The 25,451-nt window shown below is 44.4% G+C and carries 20 protein-coding genes and 1 other annotated feature; of the genes, 10 read left to right on the top strand and 10 right to left on the bottom strand.

Annotated elements, in window-relative coordinates; translation table 11 throughout:
- Positions 1–15 precede the first annotated feature (15 nt).
- Positions 16–1,311, top strand: a complete 1,296-nt coding sequence (locus L5M49_RS05155; protein ID WP_263265580.1) for a cation:proton antiporter — start codon at positions 16–18, stop codon at positions 1,309–1,311.
- Between the two features lie 174 nt (positions 1,312–1,485).
- Here the strand turns inward: L5M49_RS05155 and L5M49_RS05150 are convergent, their stop codons facing one another.
- Together L5M49_RS05150 and hpf are read right to left on the bottom strand one after the other, a co-directional pair.
- Positions 1,486–3,480, bottom strand: a complete 1,995-nt coding sequence (locus L5M49_RS05150; protein WP_263236491.1) for a chorismate mutase — start codon at positions 3,478–3,480, stop codon at positions 1,486–1,488.
- Positions 3,481–3,521: 41 nt separating this feature from the next.
- Positions 3,522–3,638, bottom strand: a sequence feature (Phe leader region).
- Positions 3,639–5,308: 1,670 nt separating this feature from the next.
- Positions 5,309–5,665, bottom strand: coding sequence for a ribosome hibernation-promoting factor, HPF/YfiA family (gene hpf / locus L5M49_RS05145; protein WP_105249847.1), 357 nt, complete (start codon positions 5,663–5,665; stop codon positions 5,309–5,311).
- Positions 5,666–5,964: 299 nt separating this feature from the next.
- Here hpf and L5M49_RS05140 point away from each other — a divergent pair, with 299 nt between their 5' ends.
- Positions 5,965–6,657, top strand: coding sequence for a cytochrome b/b6 domain-containing protein (locus L5M49_RS05140; RefSeq protein ID WP_263265579.1), 693 nt, complete (start codon positions 5,965–5,967; stop codon positions 6,655–6,657).
- A gap of 73 nt (positions 6,658–6,730) precedes the next feature.
- Here L5M49_RS05140 and L5M49_RS05135 read toward each other — a convergent pair whose 3' ends face one another.
- Positions 6,731–7,180 carry a c-type cytochrome gene (locus L5M49_RS05135; RefSeq protein WP_028760800.1) on the bottom strand — a complete coding sequence of 150 codons (450 nt, stop codon included), beginning with the start codon at positions 7,178–7,180 and terminating at the stop codon, positions 6,731–6,733.
- A gap of 190 nt (positions 7,181–7,370) precedes the next feature.
- Between L5M49_RS05135 and trpR the strand changes: the two genes are divergently transcribed.
- Complete coding sequence (trpR, locus tag L5M49_RS05130; protein ID WP_028760799.1) at positions 7,371–7,646, top strand: trp operon repressor; 276 nt, start codon at positions 7,371–7,373, stop codon at positions 7,644–7,646.
- A 64-nt stretch (positions 7,647–7,710) separates the two neighbouring features.
- Here the strand turns inward: trpR and L5M49_RS05125 are convergent, their stop codons facing one another.
- Positions 7,711–8,082 carry a hypothetical protein gene (locus L5M49_RS05125; protein ID WP_028760798.1) on the bottom strand — a complete coding sequence of 124 codons (372 nt, stop codon included), beginning with the start codon at positions 8,080–8,082 and terminating at the stop codon, positions 7,711–7,713.
- 236 nt (positions 8,083–8,318) lie between these two features.
- Positions 8,319–8,975, bottom strand: coding sequence for a peptidylprolyl isomerase (gene slyD, locus L5M49_RS05120; RefSeq protein ID WP_263236486.1), 657 nt, complete (start codon positions 8,973–8,975; stop codon positions 8,319–8,321).
- A gap of 641 nt (positions 8,976–9,616) precedes the next feature.
- Between slyD and thrA the strand changes: the two genes are divergently transcribed.
- The 6 genes from thrA to L5M49_RS05090 all read left to right on the top strand — a co-directional run bounded on the left by thrA (position 9,617) and on the right by L5M49_RS05090 (position 19,745).
- Positions 9,617–12,085: a bifunctional aspartate kinase/homoserine dehydrogenase I gene (gene thrA / locus L5M49_RS05115; RefSeq protein ID WP_263265578.1), complete on the top strand. Its 2,469-nt coding sequence runs from the start codon at positions 9,617–9,619 to the stop codon at positions 12,083–12,085.
- Positions 12,082–13,044: a homoserine kinase gene (gene thrB / locus L5M49_RS05110; protein WP_263265577.1), complete on the top strand. Its 963-nt coding sequence runs from the start codon at positions 12,082–12,084 to the stop codon at positions 13,042–13,044. The genes thrA and thrB overlap by 4 nt, the downstream gene beginning before the upstream one ends.
- A 71-nt stretch (positions 13,045–13,115) precedes the next feature.
- Positions 13,116–14,399, top strand: a complete 1,284-nt coding sequence (gene thrC, locus L5M49_RS05105; protein ID WP_263265576.1) for a threonine synthase — start codon at positions 13,116–13,118, stop codon at positions 14,397–14,399.
- A gap of 284 nt (positions 14,400–14,683) precedes the next feature.
- The gene (locus tag L5M49_RS05100) at positions 14,684–14,977 is read left to right on the top strand and encodes a hypothetical protein (protein ID WP_113940650.1); all 294 of its coding nucleotides are present in this window, start codon (positions 14,684–14,686) and stop codon (positions 14,975–14,977) included.
- A gap of 279 nt (positions 14,978–15,256) precedes the next feature.
- Positions 15,257–16,114: a substrate-binding periplasmic protein gene (locus L5M49_RS05095; protein ID WP_263206033.1), complete on the top strand. Its 858-nt coding sequence runs from the start codon at positions 15,257–15,259 to the stop codon at positions 16,112–16,114.
- Between the two features lie 346 nt (positions 16,115–16,460).
- The gene (locus L5M49_RS05090; RefSeq protein WP_263265575.1) at positions 16,461–19,745 is read left to right on the top strand and encodes a S41 family peptidase; all 3,285 of its coding nucleotides are present in this window, start codon (positions 16,461–16,463) and stop codon (positions 19,743–19,745) included.
- A 106-nt stretch (positions 19,746–19,851) separates the two neighbouring features.
- On the opposite strand, the gene L5M49_RS05085 is transcribed toward L5M49_RS05090, so the two are convergent.
- The 5 genes from L5M49_RS05085 to L5M49_RS05065 all read right to left on the bottom strand — a co-directional run bounded on the left by L5M49_RS05085 (position 19,852) and on the right by L5M49_RS05065 (position 23,435).
- Positions 19,852–20,292: a hypothetical protein gene (locus tag L5M49_RS05085; protein ID WP_219253032.1), complete on the bottom strand. Its 441-nt coding sequence runs from the start codon at positions 20,290–20,292 to the stop codon at positions 19,852–19,854.
- A 224-nt stretch (positions 20,293–20,516) separates the two neighbouring features.
- Positions 20,517–20,954, bottom strand: a complete 438-nt coding sequence (locus L5M49_RS05080) for an OsmC family protein (RefSeq protein WP_028760789.1) — start codon at positions 20,952–20,954, stop codon at positions 20,517–20,519.
- Between the two features lie 87 nt (positions 20,955–21,041).
- Positions 21,042–21,392 carry a DUF3325 domain-containing protein gene (locus L5M49_RS05075; RefSeq protein ID WP_113940646.1) on the bottom strand — a complete coding sequence of 117 codons (351 nt, stop codon included), beginning with the start codon at positions 21,390–21,392 and terminating at the stop codon, positions 21,042–21,044.
- Positions 21,389–23,059, bottom strand: a complete 1,671-nt coding sequence (locus L5M49_RS05070) for a PepSY-associated TM helix domain-containing protein (RefSeq protein WP_263265574.1) — start codon at positions 23,057–23,059, stop codon at positions 21,389–21,391. The genes L5M49_RS05075 and L5M49_RS05070 overlap by 4 nt, the downstream gene beginning before the upstream one ends.
- A 1-nt stretch (position 23,060) precedes the next feature.
- Positions 23,061–23,435: a DUF3649 domain-containing protein gene (locus L5M49_RS05065; RefSeq protein ID WP_263265573.1), complete on the bottom strand. Its 375-nt coding sequence runs from the start codon at positions 23,433–23,435 to the stop codon at positions 23,061–23,063.
- 428 nt (positions 23,436–23,863) lie between these two features.
- Here L5M49_RS05065 and L5M49_RS05060 point away from each other — a divergent pair, with 428 nt between their 5' ends.
- Positions 23,864–25,432, top strand: a complete 1,569-nt coding sequence (locus L5M49_RS05060) for a methyl-accepting chemotaxis protein (protein WP_105249832.1) — start codon at positions 23,864–23,866, stop codon at positions 25,430–25,432.
- The last annotated feature ends 19 nt before the right edge of the window (positions 25,433–25,451 follow it).

Raw genomic sequence — 25,451 nt, 5'->3', positions numbered from 1 at the left:
TTTTTAGAGGCTCTTATGTCCAGCTACCAAATTCTGTGTGTCCTCTGCGCGTTGGCGCTAGTGACTTCGGTTATCTCCTCTCGCGTCCATAAACTGCAGGAAACTGTGGCCATTACTGCTATTGCCCTAGGAATGAGTTTGTTGTTGCTCCTAGGGGGAAAGGCTTTAGGTGGGGACGTTTATGTGTATTTTGTCTCTGGCTTAGAGAAACTCGATTTTCAAGCTTTACTGCTCAATGGCATGCTCGGTTTTTTACTCTTTGCCGGCGCATTACAAATCCGCTTAAAAATACTGAAGCATCAAAAGTGGGAGATCCTAATCCTTGCTTTTATAAGCACCTTATTGTCGACATTTATTATAGGTGGGCTATTATTTTGGTTTGCGCCTATGCTAGGTCTCCCGTTACAATTCAGCCACTGCTTACTGTTCGGCGCCTTGATTTCGCCCACAGATCCTATCGCTGTTTTGGCTATTTTAAAGAAAATGGGTGCGCCGGAAGATATTGCGATTCAAGTAGAAGGAGAATCTTTATTTAACGATGGCATAGGGTTAGTGATTTTTGTGGCAATATCGCAATTGGCTTTCTCCACCGAGCCACTGACGTTTATCCATATCTCTGAGTTATTTATTCGTGAGGCGGTAGGTGGGGTTATTTACGGTGGCGTGCTTGGTTTTCTGCTGCATCATTTTTTCCGCTATTGCGAGGAAGAAACGCAATTAATGCTAGTTACCCTGCTGATCCCAACCGCGGGATATGTCATGGCGGATGTGCTTGGTGTTTCTGGTCCTTTAGCTATGGTGAGTGCGGGGATCATCATAGGAAATTTCAGTGTGCCTAAGTTTTTTGCTCGCAACGAGCGAGTGAAACTATTTACTTTTTGGTCGCTGATTGAATCCTTCTTTAATGCCTTACTCTTCCTATTGCTTGGTTTATTACTTTTGTTAGTCACTTTCAAAGCGCCATTATGGTGGTTTATGTTTGTGGCTATACCAATAGTCTTGTTGGCGCGTGCAATGAGTGTGTTATTACCTTATTTAGGCTTTCGATTGTTTAAGTCATACAACCCCTATGCAGAGACGATTTTGATTTGGGGTGGCTTAAGGGGAGGATTAGCCCTCGCTATGGCGATGAGTTTGCCAGAGGGTATCGTCATAGATGCTATTGGTGGTGTGGAGCTGCGGGAGTTGCTGTTAGTGATGACCTATGCCGTCGTCGTATTTTCGATTCTAGTGCAGGGCTCTACTATGACAGGGCTTATCCGTAGGAGTAATGCCGTTACTGAACCATCGAGTGCTGTTGGCTCTTCTTAAAATGCATAAAGGCTCACTGCGCTGCAATACTAAACAATATTAAGCCTGCTAGTCATTACACTCGCTAGCAAGCTTGTCTGAGTCAATTAGGGATAAAAGAAGCCTCATTTATCCCTTAACACACTTCGAACTAACCACATTTCACTTTAAATTAAATCACTCAAGATCAAAGCTTTAATTTGCCCGATATAATTCCCGTACCACAGCGCTTATTAAGTTAAGCGACTCATGGTCATCACTGCTAGCTAGTGGACAATTGAGTATCAATCCATCCACTTTAAGCTGTTTAATTCCCTGTGTTTGAACCAATAGGGCATCATCTGATACGGCATAACTTGGGTTGATTAAAATCGGCAAATGGCTCGTGGCTTTAATCTGGATCAGACTCGCTAAATCGAGTGAAGGTAGATTGGCATTATTTAAGGTTCTAATGCCAGAGTCACACAGAACCAGTTGCTGATTGCCTTGGCTTAAAATGACTTCTGTTGCCGTGAGTAATTCTTCAAAACTTGCCATATCGTTACGCTCAAGTATTAATGGTATCGGTAGGGTTCCAGCTTGAGTCAGTAAAGTTTGGTTAAACATCTGCTTGCCTGCGAGGAATAACATATCGGCGTGCTGGACTGCTAATGGCATATCGGTTTCTTGCGCTATGGCAATAATGCACACTAGGCCATATTGATGCAGGATTTGGCGTAGTTTAGCGAGAGTAACTTCTGCCATAGTCAGTTGATTAACAGCGCTGAGCAAAACGGCTTGGAATCCCGCTTCTTTAAGCTGCTTCACTTGCTGCTCGAAAGCCGATAACGCTAAGTGTGAAATGTCATTGTTCAGTGTGATTTGGGCTATGGCACAGACATGCCCTGCACCGATTGTCATTGCGCCACAGTTGATTTCACTGGCTTGCTCTTTATAGACTTTGCTATATCGAACTGGACTGGCATTAGAACCATTTTCGCTGATGACTTGATCCTTAGAGGTGCTGGGCTCAATCAGTAGCTGGCTGTTGCTCAGCTGTGTGGGCTTGACTGTTTCACAAGGATAACAGCCTAATACTTTGATAAAACGGGTGATTCGCTCGAGTTGCTTTAAACCCGCCTGCATGGATTCACTGGAGATATTCGCGTCGATATCCAAATAGAACATCTCTTCCCAAGGTGTTCCTGGAATCGGGCGTGACTCTAATTTGCTCATGTTTAACTGATGCGCTTTTAGAACCAGTAAGGCTTCCACTAAAGCACCGGCTTTTTGGCCTGTTGCCATGATCAATGTAGTCTTAGCGGGTAACTGCTCTGGTACGGCAACGGCTTTGCGAGCAACAACGATAAAGCGACTTTGGTTGATCTTCTGATTAGCTAAACCTGCTTCTATGGACTCAAGTTGATAGAGTGCACCACCTTCGGCGCTGCCAATCGCTGCTGCACTGTTATCTGGACTTTGGTTTACCTTTTCCATTGCTTCTGCGCTGCTTGAGCAGTATTCCAGTCTCAAGTCTTTGTGTTGAGTTAAATATCTGCTGCATTGGCTAATAGGCTGAGGGTGGGCATAGACAGTTTTGATCTCAGCTAATTTACTGCCAGCTTTTCCTAGTAGGCAATGGCTGACTTCAATCGTCGTTTCGCCAACAATCGACAGACTGGTGTGCTGTAGCACGTCGTAGACTTCGTTGATTGAACCTGAAGATGTGTTCTCAATCGGCAGGAAACCATAATCAGCATGTCCAGACTCAACGGCTTGCACTATTTCATCGAAACTTTGGCAACCTAAGTCCAGCATTTCAACTTGGCGACGTTGGCAATAGCGTGTAGCTGCGAGATAAGAGTATGAACCTCTAGCACCGAGGTAAGCGATACAATACTGTTGTTTTTGTGTCTCTGGATTGGCGCGGCCGTGAAGGTAAGCTTGTTGATTCAATACTGAATCTTCAATGATGCTCTGGTAAAGGGAGATAACATAGTGGGCATCTAATCCTTTCTCTCTGCCTTCTTTCACGAGTCGAGCGAGCAGTTCTTTTTCCCTTTGAGTATCTCTGATGGGTCTGACATCTACTTCTTTGCTACGGGCTACTTCTAAACTTAAGCGACGGCGCTCAGCGAGTAATGCCAGCAGTTCATTATCCAGATGGGTGATCTGCTCTCGGGTTTGATTTAAAGGCTGTGGTGTATGCATTCTGACCTCAATTGCCGCCATGTATTTTATCAATCGTTTAAGACAAAAAAGCCTCCCAGTTGGGAGGCTTTGGATTTTTACTTTCGTTTTTACACAGTAAATCCGCCTCCTAGAGTGGGGGTGTAAAAAAGAAAGTAAAAAAAGCTGCTGTTATCATTTTCATGGTCTTAAAACTAAAGGGCTAGGGCTTAGCTGTCAATCAAAACTTTCTTAAAGGTAATCTAAAAAAAGCGCACCCGAGGGTGCGCTGGTTTGGTTCAAGTATGTATATATGGTCAAGCGAGTTTATCCTCCTTATGGTCAGTGTGGGACAAGGTAACACATTCGTTTATCTTACATTTACGTGTAACAGTAAAACGTTGACAACTCACTAGATAACGACTTGCATTTACAATGAACATTAACAAGTACTTTATGCGGCATAGCGTATAACCTTGAAACTATGCAGTTTGCAGTACCAGCGAACTTACGTTGACATGTCTTGCACTTATATTTTAACAATTAACACTTGCATGGAGCTATAACATTAAAAACTAACACTAACAAAACGAACATTAAAAACTAACACTAACAAAACGAACATTTAAAAATAAACGATTTACGGCTCATTGGTTGTACTAGGTACATTTTGCTGTAAGAACAGCTTAGCCTTGTCACGCGTTTAGGTCTTGCTACTTACATTATTACCATTATTACCATTATTACCATTATTACTTTTTACTTTAAAACCTAACATGTTAATACATGGAGCGTATAAAAAGCTCTCATTTACTGTTATTACAATTTTCGTCAAGTCTAGATTTTCTCCTTTTTAGTTGATAAGTAAACATTATTTAAGGTGTCTATAAATATCAAAAATCAACTAATGGTAAACGTTAACACATTACATAAATAAACATTTATACGATTTACAGTTTTTACTATACAAATAACACTAAGTAAACTAATGACTTTTAATCAAACCAACGTATTGCACTTACATTAAACACTTACATTAAATCACACGCTAAAAACGCTAACTAACATATCAGTGTAAATATGACTCTCTTCATATAACTAATCTACATCTAACTAAACGTGACAGTTGTTACCTCATTTATCTCAGTGTTTAGCACGTATTGGTGCTGACCCGTTTTACAATAAACGCTTTTATTCATGTAGCTTTTGTTAATGTGACTTTTGTTTATGTTTACCTAGGCCTCCATTGTGGATATAAAAAATTTGATAGTTAAAGGTTTTGCTAATGTACTCGTTGTACTGTACTCGGCTCCTTATGTTAACTCTGGTATTCAGCAATGCCGACTGTTTCTGGTGGTCATCCTGATATTGGGTCAAAATTGAGTACTGCTTTTAGTGAATGCCAACATACTTGATTGTTTCTAAAATCAAATTGTTCGCTCTTGTGTTGCCTCCTTTCCAAACTTGCTATTGAAAGTGGAACCTAGTTGAAAATAAAAATTGAACTTTTAAACGTAGAAATTATAAGTAAAATTAATCATTAACAGTAAACCTTAGTACTTAAAACTATATAGCTTAGATTAGTAGTGCTCCTTAGTTATATCCAGTAACGTTACTTAGAACTTAAGATCTGTTAATCAATATTTGTAAATCAAAATTTAAAGTAAATCAACATTTGAAACGATTTAAATCCGCACCACTTCGATTCTTGCTGTCACTTTGTAAAGTGTAGTAGGTATTTAGTCAAAAGAACTGTTTTTTTCATCATTAAAATGATTGCACTAAGCTTTTGTAAAAACTGTGATCTGATTAAATATTTCTACTTTATTGCTCCCAAAGTGATGCGTTTCTCGCACTCACCAGATTTAAATTATGCCGCATCTTCCTCCTCGTACTCGTCGTCAATTTCAACAACATTATTAGTCGGTGTTAGTGATGTGGAGCGTTGAGCTTCAGGTTTGTGTGTTATGCGATTGAGCTGCTTCTCTAATTTTTGGCCCATAGCGTTAATCGCAGTATATAAATTTTCATGTTTTGCTTGAGCGAAGAGTTCTCCATTTGGGATGCCAACCGATGCTTCAATTTTGAAACCAGGTTTCTCCTCCGTAATGATTACATGGGGATTTATCATTTGCACATCATGCCTTGAAAGTTTTTCAAAACGGCTTTCAATGCGTTCGCGAATAGGAGATGTGACTTCAAGTTGCTTGCTAGTAATCTTTAGCATATTTCGAACCTTCTGTTGTTTCCTTGGATTTCAGATTACCAAGGTTCGCACTATAAAACGAGATGTAGATCACGTTTTTATGTCCATTAGATACTGTTCGTTGGATATTTGATCACTTAGACAAATATCAATAATTCTTGGCCGAAAAGCCTTGTATTGCCAGCTAAATGAGGCCATATTCGATGGGATAACTCCGCAGTCTTTGTCCTTATTTACTTATATTTACTTTAAGTTTCATCCCGAATCCCGATAAAATACTTCTACTTATTCCATTCGGTCACTTTGAGTTTGCCCATTTTATGAATACTGAACACGTTAAAATTAAGGTCTGGGATTTACCCACGCGAATTTTCCATTGGGGTATGGTGTGTCTGTTGGCACTTTTATGGTGGAGTGCCGATGCGGGCGAAATGCAGTGGCATCAAATTTTTGCTTATAGTTTGCTGATCCTTATTGGATTTAGGATCCTCTGGGGGCTCATTGGTAGCGATACGGCAAGGTTTAGCCACTTTGTTCATCACCCCAAAGTTGTACTCGACTACTTGAGATCGATTCGAACTAAAGGGATGTCTGTGGTACTTGGACACAATCCTATCGGTGGCTATATGGTCATCGCGTTGATTGGGATCATTAGCCTTCAATTAGCTACAGGCCTTTTTGCGACCGATGATATTTTTACCGAAGGTCCGCTATATAGCTATGTCAGTTCAGATACCAGTGGATTTTTGACTTGGTTACACAAAACGAACTTTAACCTTATTCTCTTGCTGAGTGCCATTCATGTACTGGCTGTGATTATTCATGCCATGAAAGGGGATAAGTTAGTTGGTGCTATGATCAGTGGTTACAAGAAAGTCTCGAAGCTTGCTTTTTCATCAAGTGCGAAGAGCGAGCTTCGATTCAAGTCTGAGTGGCTTGCTTTAGTGCTGTTCACAGTATGCGCTGCTGTGGTCTTTGGCTATTTAATGTGGCCAATAGTGCAAGTTCTGTAGATTTATACTCAGTTTGGGAACAACAAAAAGCCTGCTATTTAGCAGGCTTTTTGATGGGAAAAACAACGTCAAACTAATCTTTCTTATAAATGTCGTGACAACTTTTACAGCTTTTTCCTGTGTCCATAAAGGCTTGTTTGATTTCAGCTTGATTACCTTTTTGAGCTACAGTAGCCAGAATGGCAGCATTCTCTTGGAAGGTTTTCATTTTTGCATCAAAATCAGCTCTGTCTTGCCAAACTTTGGCTAGGGCTTCGGTATCACCTTTGTCTGAGCCATCAATAAAACCTTCGAAAGGAATTTTGGATAATGCAGCAACATTCGTTGCGCGCATTGCGAAGGTTTCTGCTTCGAAAGGTTTTTTACCTTTCATCATGGCAGCCATATCGCCGAAGTTATAAGCAATAAGACCAAATGCAGATTGGCGGTATTCAATTGCATCTTTAGAGTCTTCGAAATTGTGTGCTTGTGCAGTTGAAGCCAATAAGGTACTGGCAACGAGAGTAAGTAGTAATTTTTTCATCGTATTCTCACAAATTAGCGTCGAAGTGTGACATTGCACGCCTATTGTACACAAATTAACTTGATGTACTAGAAGCAATTTTGTCAGTTTTTGTCTGGATAAGACGGCTAAACGTAACAATTTATTTGTAAGTAGGCTAAATCTGTTAGACTGCTAATGTAATGCTTGAACAGTACTTATGAGGGTGATTATGCGAGCTAACTGGGATCTAGTATTAGAAAAAATTTTGAGCCACAGCAATTATGAAGATCTTTCTGTGTTGTTTCATTTACTGTTAACCGAAGAAGAACGTAGTGCCGTTGCCGGACGTTTGAAGGTCTTTCAATTGCTGCTAGACGGGGAAATGAGTCAAAGGCATATCGCTGCGGAATATGAAGTCAGTATTGCAACGATTACACGTTGTTCTAATTATTTGAAGAATATGTCTTCTGAGCATAGGGCGAAAGTTCAAAAATTAATTGGTTAGTGTTCATGTGGATACAACTCTTGTGAATATCATCTGCTCCTACTGTGGTGAATAGAACTAAGCCTTAAGGCGTGATGGGAAGCTTATGACGACGATAGAGGGAACGACGAACCAGAATGTATAAGCCGTAGCTGAGTAAACAGATAGCCAGAATTGGGTAAAGATCCTTGGGAAGGAATTTAAAGATAGCCAGCGCTGCTAAGAGATAGATAAAAGGTAGGAAGTTATAAATTATCTCGGGAAGATAACCCGATTTACGCCGCTTAGCCGAGTCTGTTCGACGGTTTTGAGAACGCATAACGTAGATCCTCGCGCCTAATACAAATACCACAGTTGCCGCTATCAAGGCATAGTTGATGTCGAGTGCAATAAAACTCGAACTACCGAGCGCCATGTAGCCAAAAGGCAAAATTTCGTAAAGTGGTTTGGTTAACATAAGCACTCCGTCGCTTAACTTAGGTTGATATCAATATCTAATTGAAACTATTCATATAAAATTTGAATACTTCAATTTACCAGTCAGTTATTTATCTATTACGAATATTATAAACGCTTGTGTATAAAAAATGCACGACCTTAAATTAAGGGCGTGCATCTTCAAAGGTTAAACTATGGCGGTTCAATCGCTTAGGGATGAGCTATTTCTAGCTCACCTTGGGCAACAATCTGTATTTAACCGCGGCAACCACAGCCGCCATTGCCGTCACAACCTGTTTTAGGTGTGTCACAGGCTTCGTGCTCTTCATGGTGATGTCCATGATCGTGGTCTGAACCACCACAACAGCCGCCAGCTTCTTCTTTGCCTGAACCGCCACAGCATCCACCACCGTGGTCGTGATCATGTCCATGGCTTCCACAACCGCCTTGGGCATGAATGTGGCCATGAGCGATTTCTTCGGCTGAGGCTTCACGAACGTCAACGATTTCGACGCTGAAATTGAGTGATTGGCCCGCTAAAGGATGGTTGCCATCGACGATAACCACATCGTCTTTCACTTCCATGACTTGAACTGGGCGCTGACCCATTTCAGTTTCAGCGATGAAGCGCATACCTGGGACGATATCTTCGATATCACCAAAGGCTTCTAATGGCACGGCTTGACGTAGGCCATCGTGATAAGGGCCATAGGCTTCTTCGGCACTAATAGTGACATCGAGTTTTTCGCCTTTGCTTTTACCGTCTAATGCGGCTTCTAAACCTGGGATCAGGTTTTCAGTGCCGTGTAGATATAGCATAGGTTCAGAGTCGAAAGAGTCTTCTAATAGTCTGCCTTCTTGATCTGATAAACGGTAATGAATGGTTACCGCGCTGTGTTGAGTGATCTTCATATCGCCTCCAATTCGTAATGTGCGCGCATAATAACGTGCTTTTTTAGTGCTGGCGATAATTTGAAGTGGCTTATGTTAGATATCGCACAGGTTTTTTTTAGGAAAATTTGTCGGTGCTTTACGGTAGAAAGGATGAGTAATGTGATTTTTGCTCGTTAGCCGGTCAATTTAGCCTGAGTGATGAGGTAGAACAAATAACGCATTATTTTAAAGTGCATTATAAATAATTAGATGTAAAACAAATGATTATCTAATGTTTTTCGTGCAGCGTTACGTTGACGTTAACAGTTATCTATTGAGTAAATCGCATTTTTACCCCTAGAAAACTTCATATTAACGAATCTTGATGCAGTATTTTATCGAGCGTTAATATTTACCTATAAATAATCCATTTTAGGGGTTGACAAGCGCGGGTAAAAAAAGCAATTCTGTTTATCAAGAAATTAACATGGATTAGCCCAAACACATGCATAGCCTAGGTTTCGTAGTAACTACCATTATTACAACCACCACTACAACAACAGTGGGGGCGGGCTGATACACCCTAAAGAATTTTAACGATGAGCCCGCTTCCCACAAAGAAGCGGGCTTTTTTGTTTCTAGCTCTTATTTCTAAGTCGGGCGCGGTACAGGAGAACAAGATGAAAGTAATGAAATTTGGTGGTACCTCGCTTGCAAATTGGCAGCGATTCTCGATGGCGGCGGATATCGTTGCCAAGTCATCTAAGCTTGAGCCAATAGCCACAGTGCTATCTGCCCCGGCGACTGTGACCAATGCGTTATTAGAAATGGTCGACGTTGCAGTTAAAGGCGAAGATTATTCCCCAGTGATACAACATGTTGAACGAGTATTTACCTCGCTTTACCAAGATGCTGTTACTTCAATGTTGTCGAGTGAGCAGAGTGAACAGCTCTTTTCTGGACTTAATGCACAGCTGGTGATTTGGCAGGATAGATTACGTGGCATTAGCTTACTGCAAGAGTGTCCCGATGGCATACGTGCTGAAATCGTGGTGGCAGGTGAGCGTTTATCTGCAGCCTTGATGGAACAAGTGATGCTATCTAAGGGGATCACGTCTGCTCAACTCGATCCGCGCGCTTTGTTTCTAGGTCGTGGTCGGCCGTTAGAATCCGTGGTCGATATCGCTGTGAGTAAGCCAAGGTTTCGTGCGTTGGCATTAGGTGAAAAGCGCGTATGGGTAATGCCAGGATTCACCGCCGCCGATGAACAGGGCAAAGTGGTGACATTAGGCCGTAATGGTTCTGACTATTCTGCTGCAGTGCTCGCCGCCTGTTTAGATGCGTCAAGTTGTGAAATCTGGACCGATGTTGACGGTGTTTATAATACCGATCCCCGTGTGGTTGCCGATGCTAAGCTGTTATCACAACTCAGCTATCAAGAGGCGATGGAACTCTCCTATTTTGGCGCTAAGGTGCTGCATCCTAAGACGATTGCGCCTATCGCCCAGTTCCATATTCCCTGTTATATCAAAAACAGTTTTAACCCCGATGCGCCCGGCACTCTGGTATCAAACCAAGCCGATGAAACCGGCTTGCAGGTTAAAGCTATCTCCAATTTAGATAACCAGACCATGTTCGATATATCAGGCCCAGGCATGAAAGGCATGGTTGGCATGGCGAGCCGTACCCTCGCGGCGATTTCTCGCAGCGGCGTGTCTGTGTCTTTAATCACCCAAAGTTCCTCTGAATACAGTATTAGCTTCTGTGTGGCGACGTCTGATTCGGCCAAAGTGAAATGGGCCTTAGAGCAAGAGTTTGAATTAGAAATAAAAAGTGACTTGCTTGAACCTATCGCTATGCGTCATGAGCTCGCCATCGTTTCTTTGATTGGTGATGGCATGCGCACTCACAAAGGGGTGGCGGCGCGTTTCTTCCAAGCGTTAGCACAGGCAAGCGTGAACATTATCGCCATCGCTCAAGGATCGTCCGAGCGGTCGATTTCGACTGTGATCGAGCAGCGTAAGACTAAGCACGCAGTAGCGGCTTGTCATCAAGGCTTTTTCGATGTGCAGCAGTATTTAGATGTGTTTTTAGTGGGTTGCGGCAATGTAGGGGCTGGCCTGCTCGAGCAGATAAAACAACAGTCTGCCATGCTCAAAGAGCAGCACATCAGTATCCGTGTTTGCGGCATAGTGAATTCGAACAAGATGTTACTCGACAGCGCAGGCATCGATTTAAGCAACTGGTCTAGCTTGCTTGCCGATAGTAAGCAAACCTGCGATATCCCAGCGTTACTCGCATGGGCAAAAGAGCAACAATTGCTTAATCCAGTGCTGGTGGATTGCACTTCCAGCGAGCAAGTATCGGATCTGTATTTGGATGTGATGAACTCAGGATTGCATGTGGTCACGCCGAACAAAAAGTCGAACACTCGCGATTATGCTTATTATCAAGCACTTCGCCAAACGGCATTAAAACAGCGTCGCCAATTCTTATACGAAACCACAGTCGGTGCGGGTTTACCTGTGATCGATAACCTGAAAAAACTGTTATTTGCGGGTGACAAACTGCATAAATTTAACGGTATTTTATCGGGCTCTTTATCCTTTATCTTCGGCATGCTCGATGAAGGTATGACGCTTTCTGAAGCGACTGGTCTGGCGCGAGAAAAATGTTTTACTGAGCCCGATCCCCGTGATGATTTGAGTGGTATGGATGTGGCGCGTAAGGTGCTCATTCTTGCCCGTGAAGTGGGACTAAAGTTAGAGCTCAGTGATGTGCAGGTTGAATCTGTATTGCCAGCAGAGTTTGATGATTCAGGTGATGTTGAAAGTTTTATGGCGCGTTTGCCGCAGGTTGATGCTGCAATTGCCGCAAAAGTGGCGCAGGCCAAAGCCCAAGGTAAAGTGCTGCGTTATGTTGGGCAAATTGAGGATGGTGTGTGCCGTGTGCGTATCGCCGAAGTCGATGCACAAGATCCTCTTTATAGTGTTAAAGGCGGCGAAAATGCCTTGGCATTCTACAGCCGTTATTATCAGCCCATTCCCTTTGTGCTGCGCGGTTATGGCGCGGGAACGGAAGTGACTGCCGCTGGCGCTTTTGCCGATGTATTAAGAACCTTGAATTGGACTCGTGAGGTGAGTGTATGAGTTTGACCGTTTATGCTCCAGCCTCTATGGGTAACGTGGGAGTCGGATTTGATTTACTGGGCGCCGCTTTGGCGCCTATCGATGGCAGTTTACTCGGCGACAGAGTGACTATCGCGGCGGCAGCGTCGGGTGTGAGTCTGGCGCAAACTGGTGCTTGGGCCCATAAACTGCCTGAAAATCCGCAAGATAATATAGTGTACCAATGTGCCGAATTCTTCTTAACCGCCCTGAGTAAGGAGTATTTAGAAGCGCTTGGTAAAGCAGATGAAGGCGTAGCGCTGACACTGGAAAAGAACCTGCCCGTCGGCAGTGGTTTAGGTTCGAGTGCAAGCTCTGTCGTGGCAGCGTTATATGCCCTGAATGAACATTTTGACAGACCTTACAACGAACAAGCCCTGCTGGAACTGATGGGCGAGTTTGAAGGTAAGATCAGCGGCAGTGTGCACTATGACAATGTCGCCCCTTGTTACTTAGGCGGCATGCAATTGATGCTCAATGTGCCGGGCACTGTATGTGAAGCGATACCGAGTTTTAAAGAATGGTATTGGGTTGTGGCCTATCCAGGGATTTCACTCTCAACGGCAATGATGCGTAAACTCATGCCTGATCAATATGATAAAAGTGTCACTATCGATTTTGGTCGTTATTTAAGTGCCTTTGTACATGCCTCTTATCAGCAGAATGCCAAGCTTGCGATCAGCGTATTAAAAGATGTGTTAGCCGAGCCTTATCGCGCAGCTGCGATTCCGGGTTATGACAATGCCAGAGTCGCTTTAGCCGATTTAGGCATGTTGACTACGGGGATTTCCGGCAGTGGCCCAACGCTGTTTTCGATTACCGATGATTTAGCCACGGCAAATACCGCTAAAGCTTGGTTAGAACAGCATTATCTCACCGAGGTGGGTGGCTTTGCCCACGTGTGTCGCCTCGATGAGCAAGGCACGCGTAGAGTCGATTAATCGTTAATTTAGCTAAGACTAAGTACCCCAAATTAGCATTGAAGGTTTAGCATCAAAAGGTTGAGTTGAGCATGGAACTATATAATTTAAAACACCCTTCGCAGAAAGTGAGCTTTAAAGAAGCAGTGCAATTAGGTTTAGGTCTGGACAGAGGTTTGTTCTTTCCCACCCAAATTCCGGTCTTGGACGATATTGAAGGGCTGCTGGCGCTGCCATTTGTTGAGCGCAGTAAGAAAGTGCTCGGTGCATGGCTTGCCTCTGAATTAGGGCAAGATGCGGTAGATGAATTAGTTGAGCGTGCCTTTAACTTCGATTTACCTTTAGTTGCCGTCGATGAGCAGCGCGCTTGCCTCGAATTGTTCCACGGTCCTACTCTGGCATTTAAAGATTTTGGTGCGCGTTTTATGGCGCAATGCGTCAATGCCTTTGTGGGCGACACGCGCTTAACCATTTTGACTGCGACCTCGGGCGACACTGGCGCAGCGGTTGCCGATGCCTTTTATGGGCTTGAAAAAGTCAATGTAGTGGTGCTCTATCCTAAGGGCAAGATCAGTGAGCTACAGGAAAAGATGTTCACTACGTTGGGCAAGAATATCCATACAGTTGCCGTATCGTCCGATTTTGATGCCTGCCAAGACTTAGTTAAACGCGCCTTTGATGATCCAGAAGTCCGCGAGGGGTTGAGCTTAAACTCGGCGAACTCTATTAACATCAGCCGCTTACTCGCGCAAATTTGTTATTACTTTGAAGCAGTTGCCCAGTCTAAACAACGCCACGACGCCGATCCTGTGATTTCAGTGCCAAGTGGTAACTTTGGTAACCTGACGGCGGGTTTATTCGCCAAAGCCATGGGGTTACCGGTTAAACGCTTTATCGCCGCAACCAATGCGAATGATACTGTGCCGCGCTATTTAGAAAACGGCCAATGGCAGCCCAATCAAACCCAAGCGACCATGTCTAATGCGATGGATGTGAGTGAGCCAAGTAACTGGCCGCGAGTGGAAGCCATTTGTGAGAAATTAGCATGGCCGCTGAGTAACTTAGTGGGCATGCGTTTATCTGAAGAGCAAACTTCACTGGCATTAGCTGAGTTGCATGCACAAGGTTATGTGTCTGAGCCCCATGCGGCGATTGCAGCTAAAGCCTTGTCTTTAACCTTAGTGCCTGACGAAGTGGGTATATTCTTGGGGACGGCGCATCCCGCTAAATTTAAGGATGTTGTGGATAGAGAATTAACGCTTAACTTACCCTTGCCGCCTGAGCTTGAAGCTGTTGCGAGTAAGCCCATCTTATCCGCGGAATTAGCGGCAGATTTTGCTGCATTAAAAGTGCATTTATTCAAAATATTAGCTTAAGGGCTTTAGCCCTACTGATGTCTGCCTAGCAGTGGAATAACATGGCGTAAAAGCAGGAAGGGAGCTTGGCTCCCTTTTTTTACAAGTGTGAATTTTATGGTGAGAAATTGATGAGCTTGTGTTAACGGTGAACATAAAACAACCATTGGTTAACTACATGATATTTAATTAATATTTGTAACTTTCTGTATTATCCTTGGTTTCTTATATGTGACATTGTTCACAATTTTATCGATTGCAATTAGTTATGTTCACCCGCGTGTTTAATCTGTGGGTTAATTGATTTGTCTAAATTTTTTCTGTTAAGTACATGTTTTTGCGTTTTAATATCTGGATGTGCGACCAAGCAGCATGAACTATATCGTCGCATTAACGTGGCCTACGATTTTGAAGTCACCCACTGCGATAGTTTTGCTTTAGTCACTGGGGTGAGCCGCCATGAAAACCAGCTTGATGAAGCTAAAGAGTCCGCCACGGCTCAGGGGGAGGAATTGGGGGGGACACACATAGTTTGGTTACAAGTCGATATGGGGGATCCCACTAAAGTTGTTGCTATTATTTATAAGTGTTTGATTTAATTTATAAAACTTTATTTTATCTCCTGCGTTCAGGCTTAGCCTTTATCGCAGTATAGTGAGTCGTTTAGATCTCACTCTTGGCTGTTGTGCTTTTTTGTTATAATTCCTCGCCCTTTTTTAGGCTAATTACTGTGATCTCGCCGGTGTTTATGGCGCGCTATCTAAGTGACAACTACGCTTACTGAGGTAGAACCCCCTCGCGGAAGTCTGACACTGAATCGTTATACTTCATCTTAATCAAGAGAGGATCGTCAACTTAAGAGGCAAGTAACTTAGCCTATGCCATGGTTTAAATACGTTCCTGTCTTATTTTTGCTTTTTTTAGTCTTGCCCGCTGTAAGTGCGCCGCAGGTCAATAGTTCTTTACCTTGTAAGAACATGATTAAAGTCGGTTACAACGATTGGCCTCCCTATGCTTGGCAAGATCCTCACGGAGAAGCCCAAGGCTTAGATGTGGATCTGATGCGGGCATTTGCAGTGTATCTTGGTTGTGAAGTTCATTTTATTAATGTGCCTGCTAAGCGCTCGCATCAGATGTTGCGAGCAGGACAGTTAGATGTGTTGATGGGAGCGACTATGACGGATGAACGTCAAAACTATGCTCTTTTTTCAACCTATTACCGAGATGAAGAGCTACGCTTATTTGTACTTTATGAGCAAAAAGATCAGATTAATATCGATAAATGGGAGGACATTTTTACCAAAAAATTGCGTCTACTTGTCCCTTCTAGCGGTTGGTATGGTGCAGATTATCAAGAATCTCAATATAGATTAGAGCAGGAGCACTTGTTAGTATTAAGTCCAGACTCAGATAAGTCTGTGCAAATGCTTATCTACGGTAGAGGAGATATGATCGTCGGAGATACCTTAGCCATGCCCTATATCGCCAGCCAGCATCAACGCATCAAGCTAGTGCCACTTAAGTTAGTGTTAGATCAAAACCATATTCATTTAATGTTCAGCAAAGCGAGTATCAAGACAAGCCAGTTAGAGCAGTTTAATCATGCGATTAAGGCATTGATGGATAACGGTGAAATTGCACGAGTGATCAATAAATGGCAACAAATGACACTGGCGAAACAGTCTAATATGAGCCGCCTAAACAGTCCGCTAAAGACGCTGTATGTCAGCCCTTAACATTAGCCCTTCACGTTAGCCACTCGTGTCCGACTCTGGTATATTTTTATCCTAGTGCAATATGGTAACGCTATGATCTTTGATGTTTTCCTCTAATGAATCCTGTCTTTTATTCAGTTGTTCCTCCGCGATTTAAGATGTGACACATTTGCTAAAACTTCTCTGACTTGAAGTTACTGAACTCTCTATCAAATTCTGCTAGCTTGTTGGGCTCAATTGTCATGCTTTGGACTTGATTGTGGTTTTTTACAAAAGCCCATGGCAAGAATTTCTTCGCTAAATCTGCTAGCAAAATCTCGTAGTAAAGAGTCTATTGCTAAAAATAACAATAGGATAGAGGTCATACATGAAACTTCGCCATTCTGTCGCCTGCTGTATGCTTGCCCTAGGCACATTAACAGCGTTCCAAACCATCGCTGCCGATGCGGTGAGCAATCAAGGGTATTACCGTGCGCCCGCGTTGCACGATCAAACCTTAGTCTTTACTGCAGAAGGGGATTTATGGACTCAGACCTTAGGTCAAAAAGCGGCGACTCGCTTAACGAGTTTACCTGCGGAAGAGCTAGGGGCGACTATTTCGGCCGACGGTAAGTGGGTTGCTTATGTTGCCAACTATGAAGGCGCGAGCGAAGTGTATGTGATCCCCATTACGGGCGGTGTTGCTAAACGGGTGACTTTTGAGAATAGCCGTGTACGAGTTCAGGGCTGGACTGCCAAAGGCGAGATTTTATATTCTACCGACACTGGTTTTGGTCCTGCTAATAATTGGATGCTGCGCAGCGTCGATCCTCAAACCCTCACCACTACAGATTTACCCTTAGCCGATGCGGTCGAAGGTGTGATTGATGATCGCAACGAATACGTGTACTTCACCCGCTTTGGTCTGCAAGTGACTGGTGATAACGCCAAAGTGTACCGTGGCGGTGCAAAAGGCGAATTATGGCGCTTTAAACTCGGCAGCAAAACCGAAGCACAGTTGCTCAGCGGCCAACACGACGGCTCAGTGCGCCAACCTATGCTATGGCAGGACAGACTCTATTTTATTAGCGACAGCGATGGCAACGACAACCTCTGGTCGAGTGCGCTCGATGGTTCAGATGCAAAACAGTTAACACAATTTAAAGATTGGCAGGTCCGCGGTGCGCGGATGGACCAAGGCAAAGTGGTATTCCAGTTAGGTGCGGATATCCATGTGTTTGATATTGCGGCCGCTAAAGACTCGTTACTCAATATTGAACTCACTTCCGATTTTTCCGAGCGCCGTGAGCATTGGGTGACAGAGCCTATGGATTACGCTTCTTCAACTAATTTGGCCCCCGCTGGCGATAAAGTGGTGATCACCGCCCGCAGCCACGTGGCGATCGCGGGTATTGATGGCTCGCGTTTAGTTCAAGTTGCACTGCCGGGGACTTATCGCGTAAGGGAAGCGGTGTTGAGCCAAGATGGCAAGTCGGTTTATGCGATTAGCGACATGACAGGTCAGCAGGAAATTTGGCAATTCCCTGCTGATGGCAGCAGTGGCGCTAAACAGTTAACCAAAGACGGTCATACTTTAAGAATGAGTCTTAATTTGTCCAGTGACGGTCGATTTATCGCCCATGACGATAACGATGGTAACGTTTGGCTGCTCGACTTAAAGAAAAATACCAATCAAAAAATCATCACTAACGGCGAGGGACTTGGGCCTTACGCCGATATCCGCTGGTCCGGTGACAGCCGTTTTATTGCATTAACTAAGTCGGAAATCGGTAAACAACGTCCGCAAATCGTCCTGTATTCTGTGGATGAAAATAAGGCCGAGACGCTCACAAGCGACAAATACGAGTCCTATTCGCCAACCTTTAGCAGTGACGGCCAGTGGCTATATTTCCTATCGAATCGCCAATTCAGCGCAACACCAAGTTCACCTTGGGGCGATAGAAACATGGGCCCTGTGTTTGATAAACGCAGCCAAATTTTTGCCATCGCACTGGTCAAAAATGCCAAATTCCCCTTTAGTAAACCCAATGAACTCGAATCTAATCAAGTTGAAAAAACCGATGTTAAGGATAAACCGAGTCTAGTGAAAATCGATTGGGCAGGGATCTCCCAGCGTTTATGGCAAGTGCCTGTCGATTCAGGCAATTACAGTAAGCTGCGCGTCGTCGATGATAGACTTTATCTGTTAGATCAAGCTATTGGTGACGATGTCGCACCTAATTTAATGACCATCAAATTTGACCGATTAAGCCCCAAAGCCGAGGTTTTTGCCGAGGACATTGGCCAATATGAGGTTTCTGCCGATGGTAAAAAGCTGATGCTACGTAAGCACAGTAATGAGAAATCTCTCCTGATTGTTGATGGCGGCGATAAATTAGGCGATACGGATAATGCCAAAGTGCAAACGGAACAATGGCAGTTAGCGATTTCTCCGCAGCTTGAATGGCAGCAAATGTTTGAAGATGCGTGGTTGATGCACCGAGAATCTTTCTTTGACAAGAAGATGCGCGGCCTCGATTGGCAAGCCACTAAGGCTAAGTATCAGCCTTTGCTCGACCGCCTGACCGATCGTAACGAACTGAATGACATCTTCATGCAAATGATGGGCGAGTTAGATTCTTTGCACTCACAGGTGCGCGGTGGTGATTTACCTCAAGATCCCGATGCGGCTAAAGCGGCAAGCCTTGGCGCGCGCCTACAACAAACTGCAGATGGCGTTAAAATCGCGCACATTTACAGTAACGATCCTGAGTTACCGGCTAATGCTTCACCGTTAAATCGTATCGAAGTCGATGCTAAAGAAGGCGATATGCTGTTGGCTATTAATGGCACGCCAGTGGTGAATGTGGCCGACGTCACGCGTCTTCTGCGCAATCAACAGGATAAGCAAGTATTACTACAGCTTAAGCGTGGTAGCCAAACCCATAAAACCATCGTCATGCCCGTTAGCGCTGTGGTGGACAGTCAATTACGTTACTTAGATTGGGTGAGCCATAACGCGGCTGTGGTCGAGGATGCAAGTCAGGGCAAGATGGGTTATTTGCACTTATATGCCATGGGCGGTGGTGATATTGAAAGTTTCGCCCGTGAGTTTTATGCCAACTACGATAAAGAGGGTTTGATTATCGATGTTCGCCGTAACCGCGGTGGCAATATTGACAGTTGGATTATCGAGAAGTTACTACGCCGCGCTTGGGCGTTTTGGCAACCGACCCACGGCACGCCAAACACCAATATGCAACAAACCTTCCGCGGTCATTTAGTGGTGTTAACCGATGAACTGACCTATTCCGACGGCGAAACCTTCTCCGCAGGGATTAAAGCACTCGGTATTGCGCCCTTAATTGGTAAGCAAACGGCAGGTGCGGGTGTGTGGTTATCTGGGCGAAATGCGTTGACTGATAAAGGGATGGCGCGGGTGGCCGAGTATCCACAGTATGCAATGGATGGCCGCTGGGTGCTTGAAGGCCATGGCGTAACGCCGGATATTGAAGTTGATAACTTACCTTTCGCTACCTTTAATGGCAAAGATGCGCAGCTTGAAACTGCAATAAGTTATTTGAAGGATGAGTTGGTTAAACAGCCAATCCCAGCCTTAAAAGTGCAACCTTTGCCTGTAAAAGGTATGGCACAGGATATTAAAGCTAAGTAATTGATATTTAAATTCAGTATTTAACCGAAATTTAAGGTATCTCGGCTAGCATGTCCGCGTACAAAGTTAGGGTGTTGTCTCTTGGTTCCCGAGACAACACCCATTTTTATGCCCATTCATTAATACTTCTATTCCCATTTTTACTTGTTTCCGCATAGGTTTGCATAGTGTTCACTTGCTGTTGTTGGGCAAGGTGATTCACTGTCATTGCTCTCGCGTCTTCGTTATGGCTTAGATAATAGGCCGTTGGTGCTGAAATCCCTTGGCTCGTTCCTGTCGCTAAATTGGTCATGTCGGCGATCACTTGATACTTCATCTTCGCGTGTTTCAATTCGACTAAGGTTTCTATGTTATCCCTCAGTGCTGGCATTTCTGCTGGTTTTTGCGTATTCGCCGCCAATTGTTTTGCATCGCTAGAAAGCGTTACTGTATCAGTTGACGCTGGTGCGCTGGTTTGAACGGCATTGTTAACTTGTGCAAATTCAGCAGTGGAGACATTTTTTTGTGGGCTTACAGACAGGGAATTTCGCAGTGGTTGAATGTGCATCTTTTAATTCCAACAGATGATACCAAGCTAAGATTGGCTTCTATCGTACTGTTTAAAAGCTGGACCTGAGCTGAATAATGGTGAAAAGTTAGACTCTGTGGATGGTTAGGTGGCGCGGATAATTCGATGATAGCAATGATTCAGACAGCTATTAATTTACGGTGCGGCAATAAAAAAGCCCGCTTAAGAAAACCATCAGCGGGCCATAAAGATCTGCTCAAATCCTAAAACTTGATTTGAATATCTGTTGCTAAACTATTAGCGATAAAGCAATTTGCATGTGCTTTCTCGTGAATTTTCTCAAGGGTTTCTTGGCTGACTTCGACCCCTTCAGCGAAAATGACCTTAGGATTGAGCACCATCTTTGTCACGGCCAACTTGCCCGCCTCGTTTTTACCCAGCTCTGCAGTGGCATTATCCACATAAGAGGTTACAGGTAAGCGCTTAAGATGCGCAATCGCTAGAAAGGTCAACATATGGCATGAGGATAATGCAGCCAACAGGCTTTCCTCTGGATTGACATTTTGCCCATTGCCTTTGTATTCCGGTGCCGACGAGGCTTGAATCGTCTGGCCGCTGCCAAAGGTAATACTGTGGTCTCGACAAAATTCGCCTTCTTCGGCGGGCGAGGTTTGCCAGTTAACCGTTAAGTTAAAGCCCATTATTTTCTCCTATCTGAAGGACATCAGGGCACTATAGCCTAGCGGTGCTCACTTAGCCATGATCGCCATGCCAGTGTTAGCTGGACATTAGATCCCAGCACTCAGTAATAGAGTGCCAGTGAGCACGCTGCCAGTGACGATTCCTATCGGTAAATGGCGCGGGCTGTAGCTTAACGTTAGGATGACCAGCATTGCCGCGAGGGAAATTATTCCCATAAACAAAATGCTCCCGTAGGCCCAGCCCTGATCGCTCGCGCAGGCACTTAAGCTAAATGCTAGTAGTAACCAAGCAAACAAGGTTAGCAAACGACTTTGCCATTGTGCTGGTGGACGATTGAACACATCCTTGAAGTGACCAAATTTAGCTAAGGCAAACAGGGCGAGGGAAAGATAACTCAAACCTAAGATCCCAAGTAGGGGAATAAATTCTGGCATCATGATTTGGCTTCCTCCAATGAAGATGACGAACTAAGGTCGCTGGCAAGGGATGTTTGGGATTCGCTTCTACGTGCATTTTTTGCTTTTGCTGGGCGTTTAGTGGGGGCCTTAGCAATCAAAGTCACTCTTTTACTGGCAAATAGCATAGCGCCACCAAGTAGCACTGCGAGCACGTCAAATCCGACTAAAGCCCATTGATGGGATTGGATATTGTCGATGATATTGCTTGGTGATGTGAAGGCATTGAGCACGGGCAGCGCACAGCACAAAGTCCCTGTGAGTCGTAATGCGGTTTGCCACTGGCGACGTGAACGACCCAAGAAAGCCCAAACTCCCATTGCCGCTAACGCGATAAAGAAACTGTGAACTTCCCATTCAGAGCGGCTTGCAAAACTTGTCGATAAGAGACGATTGGCGTAAAAGAAGGCTACAGTGCCTAAGGGTAATCCTAAGATAAACATGAAGTTTAACCCTTCAACTAAACGTAATCCAAAGCTTGGTTTCTCGCCTTTATCGATCAATTTTTGCTGTTTTTGACGTAGACGAATGGCCCACATCAAAGTGCCTGTCGCGATCATAGCGCAGCCTAATAAACCGCAGAAAAAGAATAAAAATCTTAGCAGCGGGGCGGCAAAACGTGCCGTGTGCAGCGACATCATAGTATCGTAAGTCGCGGATGCTCCAGAGGCTTCGTGCGGGCTGGCATATTTAAGCTCACCATTTACCCCGTTGAATATCAAAATATTGGCTTCATCGGTCACATCTTTACCTGTGTTTTGGTAAAAGGTCACTTGGCTATTTTGATCTTTAGGGTATGACACTATCACTTGCTTAATTGGCGCATCGCCCCATGCGGCTTTCACTTGAGGTAGTAATTGGCTCAGTTGCACCTGTGGCGCACTAATCCCCGCGGCTTTCTCGGTTTGTCTGGCGGGATTAAGTTCTTTTAAAAAAGCTTGGTTATCACCCGAATAGGCAGTATTAACCGTCCATGGGATATAGATAAGCATTAGGGTAATAAGCCCTGTATAAGTGATCATCAAATGGTAGGGCAGGGCGATGACAGAGCTCACATTGTGCGCGTCTAGCCAAGAGCGAGCGCCTTTATCCCGTCTAAAACTGAACAAATCTTTGAAGATCCGTTTGTGGATCACTATGCCACTGATAAGGGCGATCAGCATAAACATAGTGCAAACGCCGACGATATAGCGGGCTGTAATAGCGGACATATAGTGCAAGTCAAAGTGCAGACGATAGAAGAAATCACCGCCGCGACTCTCACGCACTTCAGAGATCATGCCGCTGCCATCTGCTAAGGCTACATGTTCTTCAGTCTTGCCACGACGCTGACCTTTTTCAGGTGGCAGTTGCCAGCTAACGCTTTGAAAGGGGGTCCGTTCAGTTGGAAAACCTATCATCCAGCGCTGCGCTGTTGCCGGCGAATGCGCTTCTATGTAACTTTGACCTTTATCTAATTGGTTTTCGAGGGTATCGGCTCGGTAGTCTTGATAAACCCCTTTGTGTAATTCGGGTTCATTCCAAAGGCTGATCTCATGGCGAAAATAGCTCAAGCTACCCGCAAAAAAGATCAACAATAATACCCAACATACCAGCAAGCCTGCCCAGGTATGTAGCCAAGATAAAGTTCTAAAAAATGTCTCTTTCATCTTATTGCCCACATACCTTGATCAATCCAAAACATAACAAACTCACTAAGCCTAAATCTCGCCATGCATGCCAGGTTTTACGCACACAAAAGGCATAAATAATAGCGACGGCATAAAACAGGAAAGCTAACATATTGGCCGTTATCGTGCTTTCAAAGCGCGGCATAGGTAGTACTAATGTCAGCAGGCAAGCCAAGGTTGCTGCCGCAACATAACCCGCCAGTAGAGCGGCACTCGCACGGGCAAAGACTTTGAAGGCAAACTGCGATTGCTCTTGCTTAAACCATTGCACAATTCCCCGCGAAATCAGCGAGAACGAGCGCATTTGAGTTGTAGAAGATTGCGTTGAGGTTTCAAACGCGGGTGTATTAGACATAAGTGCCACTTCTCATTTCGAGCCAATATGGGTCTGTTATGGCTATCCGTTACTGTTGATTCTGCAAAGTGTGCTTGAGCTTTTTGGCTTAACGACGAATGCATTTCTATAGCAGTAGATAGCTAACCGCGAGAAGTATAACTTAGTTAATTCAAATGATAAACGATATCATTTAGATTCGAATGTGAATTTGTGATCTTAAGCTGATCTGCTTTAGCGAGTGTAGGGTGACGAGTTTAACGTATGTAGCGTAACGAGCGCCCTGTCACAATTGTTTGTTTTTATTTGTTGATATGTGTTTAGTGGTTACTGCTTGTTTAGCATTAGGTTAATTTTTATGCTGCCAATGTGAGCTTTATCAATTTTGATAGACGACGGTTTTGGCAGAATGCGTTATCTTTTTTACCGAGACCTAGCCTGATAACCCTATGCATAAAAATTCTACAAATGGTGAAACACACCTGTCAGATAATGCGATTTTACTATCAACGACGGATCTGAAGGGAAATATTAAATATGTGAATCAGACCTTTTCGCAGATCAGTGGGTTTAGTGTTGCTGAGTTGCAAGGGAATCCACATAACATAGTGCGCCATCAAGATATGCCTGCGGCTGCATTTAAGATCCTCTGGGAGCGAATTAAGCAGGGCAAGCCTTGGATGGGGATAGTTAAAAATCGCACCAAAACGGGCGGCTATTATTGGGTGAATGCCTACGTCGCGCCAGTGTATGAAGATGGTAAAGTTCATGAGTATCAATCTGTTCGTCGCCAAGCTACCCCTGAGCAGATTAAAGCCGCTGAGAGTATTTACAGTGATATTAATCAGGGCAAGCAACCTAAAGTATTGCGTAAAGATAGGTTAGGTTTCAGTGGTAAAATACTGCTGGCCATGTTGGTTTCGATTACGGCTACGGCGATGATTGCCAGTTATTCCCCCATAGTTGCCGCGATGGTGGGAATGAGTCTCGCGTGCCTAGCATGGTATTACCTGATGCAGCCGCTGCAAAAGCTTGTGTCTATGGCAACCAACATTATTGACGATCCTGTCGCTACGGGCGTCTACACCGGCCGCCAAGATGAGATCGGTAAATTAGACCTCGCCCTACGTTTTTTGATCACTGAAATTGGTGGCGTTGTTGGCCGTATGGCTGATTCTGCCAGTGAGATCCAAGCACAAAGTGTCAGCCTTAAACAAACCATTACAAACACTTGGGAGCATGCCGATAGTCAGAGTGAACAAACCACGCAAGCTGCGACGGCGATGGAGCAGATGAGTGCCAGTTTTGCTGAAGTAACGGGAAACATTCATCGCACTGCCTCGGAAATGGTGTCGAGCCATGAGGCGGCTCAACGCGGTCATTCACGTTTAGAAACGGTTATTGATGCGATACATCAGTTAAGTGTACAAGTGAGCCACTTTTCCGATGTTGTACAAGCTATTGAACAAGATAGCAGTGCGATTCACCAAGTGCTCGAAGTCATACGTGCCATTGCCGACCAAACTAACTTATTAGCCTTAAATGCGGCAATTGAAGCGGCGCGGGCTGGGGAGAGTGGTCGTGGTTTTGCCGTGGTGGCCGATGAGGTCAGGCAGTTATCGAGCCGTACTAGCCAATCCACCTCGCAAATTGAGTTAATTGTTAGCCGTTTTAGGGAAAGCACTCAAAGGGCAACCTCGACCATGATGGCAGGGCAGGAGCAGGTAAAACGTTCGGTAAGCTTAGCGCAAGATGCGAGTGTGGCTTTTGGCGAGTTGCTTTCATCTATTTCGCGAATTAATTCTTTGAGTGATGATAATGCGGCGGCGATGACGCAGCAGACTTCGGTGGCCGCAGAAATTAGCCGAGCTATCCATGTGATCAGCGACTTGGCTCAGCAGAGTTTAGAGCAGACGCTCGATGCGGCAGCGCGGGGTGATCAAGTGTCGCGTTTATCGACCAAGACGCATCATTTGTCCCAACAGTTTTGGCAGCAGAGTGTGCAACGTAAATATTAAGCGTATTTACCTTATGTCG

The organism is Shewanella sp. SM74, from assembly GCF_025653725.1.
In the GTDB taxonomy this organism is placed as follows: domain Bacteria; phylum Pseudomonadota; class Gammaproteobacteria; order Enterobacterales; family Shewanellaceae; genus Shewanella; species Shewanella oncorhynchi.
This window is presented reverse-complemented; position numbering and strand designations above follow the sequence as displayed.

What these genes read in the sequence shown, in the direction of transcription:
- L5M49_RS05155 (WP_263265580.1), top strand. Translation starts at nt 16, where the DNA reads ATGTCCAGCTACCAAATTCTGTGTGTCCTCTGCGCGTTGGCGCTAGTG.
- L5M49_RS05150 (WP_263236491.1), bottom strand. Translation starts at nt 3,480, where the DNA reads ATGCATACACCACAGCCTTTAAATCAAACCCGAGAGCAGATCACCCAT.
- hpf (WP_105249847.1), bottom strand. Translation starts at nt 5,665, where the DNA reads ATGCTAAAGATTACTAGCAAGCAACTTGAAGTCACATCTCCTATTCGC.
- L5M49_RS05140 (WP_263265579.1), top strand. Translation starts at nt 5,965, where the DNA reads ATGAATACTGAACACGTTAAAATTAAGGTCTGGGATTTACCCACGCGA.
- L5M49_RS05135 (WP_028760800.1), bottom strand. Translation starts at nt 7,180, where the DNA reads ATGAAAAAATTACTACTTACTCTCGTTGCCAGTACCTTATTGGCTTCA.
- trpR (WP_028760799.1), top strand. Translation starts at nt 7,371, where the DNA reads ATGCGAGCTAACTGGGATCTAGTATTAGAAAAAATTTTGAGCCACAGC.
- L5M49_RS05125 (WP_028760798.1), bottom strand. Translation starts at nt 8,082, where the DNA reads ATGTTAACCAAACCACTTTACGAAATTTTGCCTTTTGGCTACATGGCG.
- slyD (WP_263236486.1), bottom strand. Translation starts at nt 8,975, where the DNA reads ATGAAGATCACTCAACACAGCGCGGTAACCATTCATTACCGTTTATCA.
- thrA (WP_263265578.1), top strand. Translation starts at nt 9,617, where the DNA reads ATGAAAGTAATGAAATTTGGTGGTACCTCGCTTGCAAATTGGCAGCGA.
- thrB (WP_263265577.1), top strand. Translation starts at nt 12,082, where the DNA reads ATGAGTTTGACCGTTTATGCTCCAGCCTCTATGGGTAACGTGGGAGTC.
- thrC (WP_263265576.1), top strand. Translation starts at nt 13,116, where the DNA reads ATGGAACTATATAATTTAAAACACCCTTCGCAGAAAGTGAGCTTTAAA.
- L5M49_RS05095 (WP_263206033.1), top strand. Translation starts at nt 15,257, where the DNA reads ATGCCATGGTTTAAATACGTTCCTGTCTTATTTTTGCTTTTTTTAGTC.
- L5M49_RS05090 (WP_263265575.1), top strand. Translation starts at nt 16,461, where the DNA reads ATGAAACTTCGCCATTCTGTCGCCTGCTGTATGCTTGCCCTAGGCACA.
- L5M49_RS05085 (WP_219253032.1), bottom strand. Translation starts at nt 20,292, where the DNA reads ATGCACATTCAACCACTGCGAAATTCCCTGTCTGTAAGCCCACAAAAA.
- L5M49_RS05080 (WP_028760789.1), bottom strand. Translation starts at nt 20,954, where the DNA reads ATGGGCTTTAACTTAACGGTTAACTGGCAAACCTCGCCCGCCGAAGAA.
- L5M49_RS05075 (WP_113940646.1), bottom strand. Translation starts at nt 21,392, where the DNA reads ATGATGCCAGAATTTATTCCCCTACTTGGGATCTTAGGTTTGAGTTAT.
- L5M49_RS05070 (WP_263265574.1), bottom strand. Translation starts at nt 23,059, where the DNA reads ATGAAAGAGACATTTTTTAGAACTTTATCTTGGCTACATACCTGGGCA.
- L5M49_RS05065 (WP_263265573.1), bottom strand. Translation starts at nt 23,435, where the DNA reads ATGTCTAATACACCCGCGTTTGAAACCTCAACGCAATCTTCTACAACT.
- L5M49_RS05060 (WP_105249832.1), top strand. Translation starts at nt 23,864, where the DNA reads ATGCATAAAAATTCTACAAATGGTGAAACACACCTGTCAGATAATGCG.